Raw genomic sequence first — 5,234 nt, forward strand, 5'->3', positions numbered from 1 at the left:
CCGAGGTCGTGCAAGAAGGCGCCGAACATCAATAACTCGGTATCGAGTTGCGGATAGCGGGGGCCGACCAAAATGCACAGTTCCATCAGATCGAGGGTGTGTTTCAGTAGGCCGCCGGGATAGGCGTGATGGTTGCTGACTGCCGCAGCCCCCACCTCAAGTCGCTGCATGAACGTGTCATCGCTCAGAAAAGCTTGCCCGAGTCGCCGTAGATGAACATTGTGTAGACCCCCCAACAGTTCGCTAAGCCGAGACCGCAATCGTTGAGATTGGTCCGCATCAAAACGTTCAAAATCGGCCACGTCCACTTCGCTCGCATCCATCCTTTCGACGGTGGTCACGATCATCTGAAGTGCTCCGTTATGAATCTGAGTTCGGCCGACGCAGTGGATATAGTCACCACGGTCAAACGAATCAAACATGATTTCATCGGCGTTCCAAAGCATGCCGGAAACGGTACCGGTGCGATCGGTCAGTTTCAGGATGATGTACTTGCCGCCTTGCCGGTTCACCCGCAATTGTTTGTCGGATGCGCGAAACGATTGGGCGACTTGTTGCCCGTCGGTCAATTCTGAAATGGGTTTACGATTCACGCTGCGAAGCACTTGCATTGGGGGAAAAGAGGGTCTGTCACACACGTCGCCTTAGGATGGTCTTTTGAGGCGACGTTTGGAAGGCCCACGAAATTTACGGTTTCGAGGGCCACCCATGGCGGTTTTGAAGGGCAGGGCAGGGGGAAGGCTGCGGGAAAACCGACGGAAGACCGCCGGAAGACTGGCGGAACCCAAGGGCAGGGCGGTGGACGAGCCGGTAGCATGTCCGATGGTGGATGGATCGGTCGTTTCGGGAGCCAGCGAAGCGGTGAAATTCCGTCAAAGCATGGTAAATCGGGGCACACTCGTCCAATTCCTCACGTTATGCTACGCCCTGCGTTGCTGTTCTCTCTCTCGTGGTTCTGCTTGCGAAGGGAGTTCAGATTGTAGTAAGTTCGGGTTAAAATGATGGTTATGTCACAAGATACTCCCGCCGCAGCACAGCGAACGACTTCGGTAAATCTGGTCCGTTCGTCGAATCCATGGACGCAAGCGAACAGTGCGGCCGGGTTCGTGCTGCGTTATTTGGTGACCGTTCGCCGCCAATTATTGGCGATTCTCGGCTCTTCGGATCATGCGGACGAGTGTCTGAAATTGCTGATTGCCCATTTGGTTTCCGTCGGCTTCGGCGAATATAAAAAAGGCAAACTACGAGATTTCTTAATTCGTGCGATTCGCTCGACCGCAAAAACTCGGCTCGCGGAACTTCCGGAAAATCAGCGTTCGGGCGCGTCAATCGAGTCGATCATGAACGATAATGAAAAGTGGTTGTCGTTATGGCGGACCGGGCTGCTGGAACGTGCGTGGCGTTCGCTTGAGCAACTCGAGCACAAAAATCCCGAGATGCCGATGTTTTCCGTTTTGCACTGTGCCACTACCAAGCCCAAGCAGCCGGGGCAACCGCTGGCTCAGCGAATCAAAGCTGAACGGGGACTCGAATTAACCGATGCCCGGATTCGACAGATCCTTCCCGAAGCCCGTGCGATGTTCGCTCAACTGTTGGCCGACGAGGTGGCGGAAACCTTAGAGAAACCCACCCCGAAAGATGTTAAAATCGAACTTCAAACTCTCGGTTTGACCAAAGCCTTTGACGGAATTGTGATCTGACCCCCTCCTACCATCCCCCCCTTTTTGCAGCATCCCACCTGATTTGCCGTCAGCTCATGAAGAGCTTTCTGAGTCCCTCCTATTAATTGAGACTGACATGAAAACCATCCTTCCATCGCCGCCTCGCGTTGCATTCTTGCTCGTTGCTGCCATGTCTGTGGCTGTCCCCGTGTTTGCCGATTCCGACGCGGCCGATCCGCCGAGTCGCGTCACCGTTCAGACGCCCGATGTGGATGTTGTGATTCTCGAAAAAAATGTCTCTGGGCCTGCGAAGATTTTGGATGACGAAGGCCGGATGGTGAATTTTCAGCGAGACATCGCTCCTATTTTCGTTGCTCGCTGTCTGGAGTGTCACGGCCCTAAGGAAGCAAAAAACGATTTTCGCGTTGACGATGTCGATTCATTGATGGGGTATGTCGAAGCCGAAGATATCGAATCCAGCTCGCTGTACGTCGACTATCTGACGACCGACGATGAAGACATGTTGATGCCTCCGGCGGCACATGGTGGACCTTTGACCCCTGGCGAACTCGCACTTGTTCGCGTCTGGATTTCCGAAGGCGCTCATTGGCCCGAAGGCGTGCCATTGTTGGCGTCCGCTGAAACGACTCCGCCGGTCGCATCGGAGCCGCTGCAGCGAAGTCTGCCCGAGCGTGCATGGGCGTTTCAAGGTTACCTGCACCCAGCCACCGTTCACTTTCCTATCGCATTGCTTACCGTCGGTGCATTGTTCGTCGTGTTGGGGATGAAGTGGCCCGAGATTGGTACTCAAATTCCATTGGCGTGTTTGATTTTGGGGGCGTTGTCCTCGGTTGCTGCGACAGCGATGGGGTGGTCGTTTGCGACTCAGCAAGGTTACGCCGGTTGGGACCGCATCGATTTTGACTCGGAGGTCTTTTGGCATCGTTGGAGCGGCATCATTGTCACGATCATGGCGGTCGTATTGATGGTCGTCGCGGCGGTCAGCGTTTGGAAGGACAGCATCGCTTGGACACGCATTTGGAAAGTCGGGCTATTGGTCGTTGCTGGGATTGTCGGTTTGGTTGGTCATCAGGGCGGCGAGCTGAGCTACGGAAAAGACTTTTATCCCAAAGCGTTTCGGGTTTTGTTCGGCACCGAAGGCCAGTCGCAGTCGCAGATTGCCGTGATCGTTGAGTCGAAAGAGGGCGTGATGGTCGAAACCGAAGCGACGGCGTCTGCGTCAGAGTAGCTCGCGATCCGGCGACAAGATTCTGGGGTGTGAGGTGCCTCCCACGCCGTTGCGGGCTCCGTTACATTGGTGCAGCATACGGACGTCCTCCATCTCCTCTTATCATGAACCGCCGTCGTGTCAAAAAAGAGTGCAGGCGCTAGGAAAAAGCCTAACGCGATTGATTTGCCGCTTCCCGATCATCGATTCATGAATCGGGAACTGAGCTGGCTGGAATTTAATCAACGCGTCCTCGAGCAAGCCGAGGATCGATCGGTTCCACTGCTCGAACGTGCCAAATTCCTGGCGATTTCAGGCTCGAATCTCGACGAATTTATGATGGTCCGCGTCGGCGGGCTGAAACTGCAATTTGATCGCAATGCGATGGTGCGTGATGCAGCCGGATTGACCGTTTCGCAGCAGATCAACGCGGTTTCCAGTCGTGTGCACGAGATGGTGGCTCGCCAATATGATCTGCTTCGTGACGTGCTCGAACCGCAGTTGGCGGCCGCGGAAATCCGCCGAGTGAAGGTCTGTGATTGCAGTGATCGGGCTCGCGAAGTCGCGGACCAACGGTTCCACAGCGATGTTTCCGCTGTTTTGTCCCCCCATGCGATCACCCACGATCGTCCCTTTCCGCTGCTGCAAGGGTTGGGCGTGCATCTGTGTGTGCGTCTGCGTGCGTTGCCGCCAAAGAAAAACACCGCCGAAGCAAACGCAGCAGCGGAGGCCGCATCAACTCCGACGACTGTGCCCAGCCCCAAAATTGCGGCCAGCCCGAAGACTGCGGCCACCAGGAAAGCCAAAACCGCGGCCAAATCCAACGCAAATTCCGAGTCTTCGCCCGATGCAGACGTGGGCGATTCGGAAGTCGTCGATTCAGAAGTGGGCGATTCTTGGCAATTTGCGGTGATTCCCCTTGGCCGCTCCGTGCCTCGGCTCGTTTCGATGCCTTCGGAGCGTGGGCACGACTACATCTTGCTCGAAGATCTCGTGACGCATTACGTCGAAGATTTTTTCCCTGGGCGTGAGGTGATGGAATGTGTCGCGTTTCGGATTACCCGAAACGCCGATGTGGAGCTGCAAGAGGATGGCGCAGCGGACCTTGTCGATGGCATGGAAGAGGTGCTCGAAAGTCGACGATTGTCTCGTGTTGTGCGGTTGGAATACAGTGCGGCGGCGAGCGATCACATCGTCTCGTTTTTATCCGAAGTGATGCAGTTGACCAATCAAGATCTGTACCCGATCGATGGTCCGTTGGATTTGAGTTACCTGTTCACCTTGCACGGTCTGGAAGGCTTCGATTCGCTGCGTGATGAAGCCTGGGTGCCTCAGGCGCATCCCAGCATCGATCCTGCCGAAGGCTTGTTCACCACGATTGCTAAAGGCGATGTGCTGTTGGTGCATCCCTACGAGCGTTTTGATCCGATCGTCCGTTTGATCGAAGAAGCGGCGGTCGATCCCGACGTGTTGGCGATCAAACAAGTGCTCTATCGCACCAGCAAGCGGAGCCCGATTGTGGCTGCATTGATGCGGGCGGCTGAACGAGGGAAATACGTCTCGGTGATCGTGGAGCTAAAGGCACGTTTTGATGAGGCCCGGAATATCGAATGGGCTCGCGAAATGGAACAGGCCGGCGTCCAGGTGATCTACGGTATTCGTGGGCTAAAGACGCATGCAAAGGTTTGCATTATCGTTCGCCGCGAGCCGCAGGGGATCGTACGCTACCTGCATTTTGGCACGGGGAATTACAACGAGGCGACCGCGAATATCTATAGTGATGTGTCGTTGTTGACATGCAACGATACACTCGGCGCCGATGCGACCACGTTCTTCAATGCCGTGACCGGTGCGAGCCAGCCTCAGCAATTGCAGTTGCTGGCCGCGGCGCCGATCACACTGCGAAAGCGAATCCTCGACCTGATCGAAGCCGAGACGCGGCGTTGTCTCGAAGGCCAGAAAGGAGAGATCGTCGCGAAACTTAATTCGTTGGTGGACACCCAGGTCATTGATGCGTTGTATCGAGCCAGCCAAGCCGGGGTGCGGGTTCGTTTGAATATCCGTGGCGTCTGCTGTTTGAAGCCAGGTGTGAAGGGATTGAGTGAGAACATCGAAGTGATCTCGATCGTCGATCGATTCCTCGAGCATGCTCGAATCGTCTATTTTCGGCATGGCGGCGATGATGAACTCTTTATCAGCAGTGCGGATTGGATGCCGCGAAACCTCGACCGCCGCGTCGAGTTGTTTGTGCCCGTGATGGACCCCGCCTCCCGCGAACGGTTGCTGCATGTGTTGCGAACCTATTTCAAAGACAACACCAATGCGTGGCGAATGCTGCCAACCGG

General features: G+C 55.5%; 4 protein-coding genes. 3 read left to right on the forward strand and 1 reads right to left on the reverse strand.

Features of this window, described 5'->3' with window-relative positions; genetic code table 11:
* On the reverse strand, window positions 1–593 hold a 593-nt coding region (locus ABX962_RS29445; RefSeq protein WP_372724870.1), incomplete at its 3' end, for an OB-fold nucleic acid binding domain-containing protein.
* Window positions 594–1,007: 414 nt separating this feature from the next.
* Between ABX962_RS29445 and ABX962_RS29450 the strand changes: the two genes are divergently transcribed.
* From ABX962_RS29450 to ppk1, 3 genes are all read left to right on the forward strand, one after another.
* The gene (locus ABX962_RS29450) at window positions 1,008–1,700 is read left to right on the forward strand and encodes a hypothetical protein (RefSeq protein WP_372724872.1); all 693 of its coding nucleotides are present in this window, start codon (window positions 1,008–1,010) and stop codon (window positions 1,698–1,700) included.
* Window positions 1,701–1,797: 97 nt separating this feature from the next.
* Window positions 1,798–2,910, forward strand: coding sequence for a c-type cytochrome domain-containing protein (locus ABX962_RS29455; RefSeq protein ID WP_372724874.1), 1,113 nt, complete (start codon window positions 1,798–1,800; stop codon window positions 2,908–2,910).
* A 117-nt stretch (window positions 2,911–3,027) separates the two neighbouring features.
* Window positions 3,028–5,234 (forward strand): polyphosphate kinase 1 (gene ppk1 / locus ABX962_RS29460; protein WP_372724876.1); only part of this gene is annotated, 2,207 nt, incomplete at its 3' end.

Source organism: Novipirellula sp. (assembly GCF_041583735.1).
Lineage (GTDB): Bacteria > Planctomycetota > Planctomycetia > Pirellulales > Pirellulaceae > Novipirellula.

What these genes read in the sequence shown, in the direction of transcription:
- ABX962_RS29450 (WP_372724872.1), top strand. Translation starts at nt 1,008, where the DNA reads ATGTCACAAGATACTCCCGCCGCAGCACAGCGAACGACTTCGGTAAAT.
- ABX962_RS29455 (WP_372724874.1), top strand. Translation starts at nt 1,798, where the DNA reads ATGAAAACCATCCTTCCATCGCCGCCTCGCGTTGCATTCTTGCTCGTT.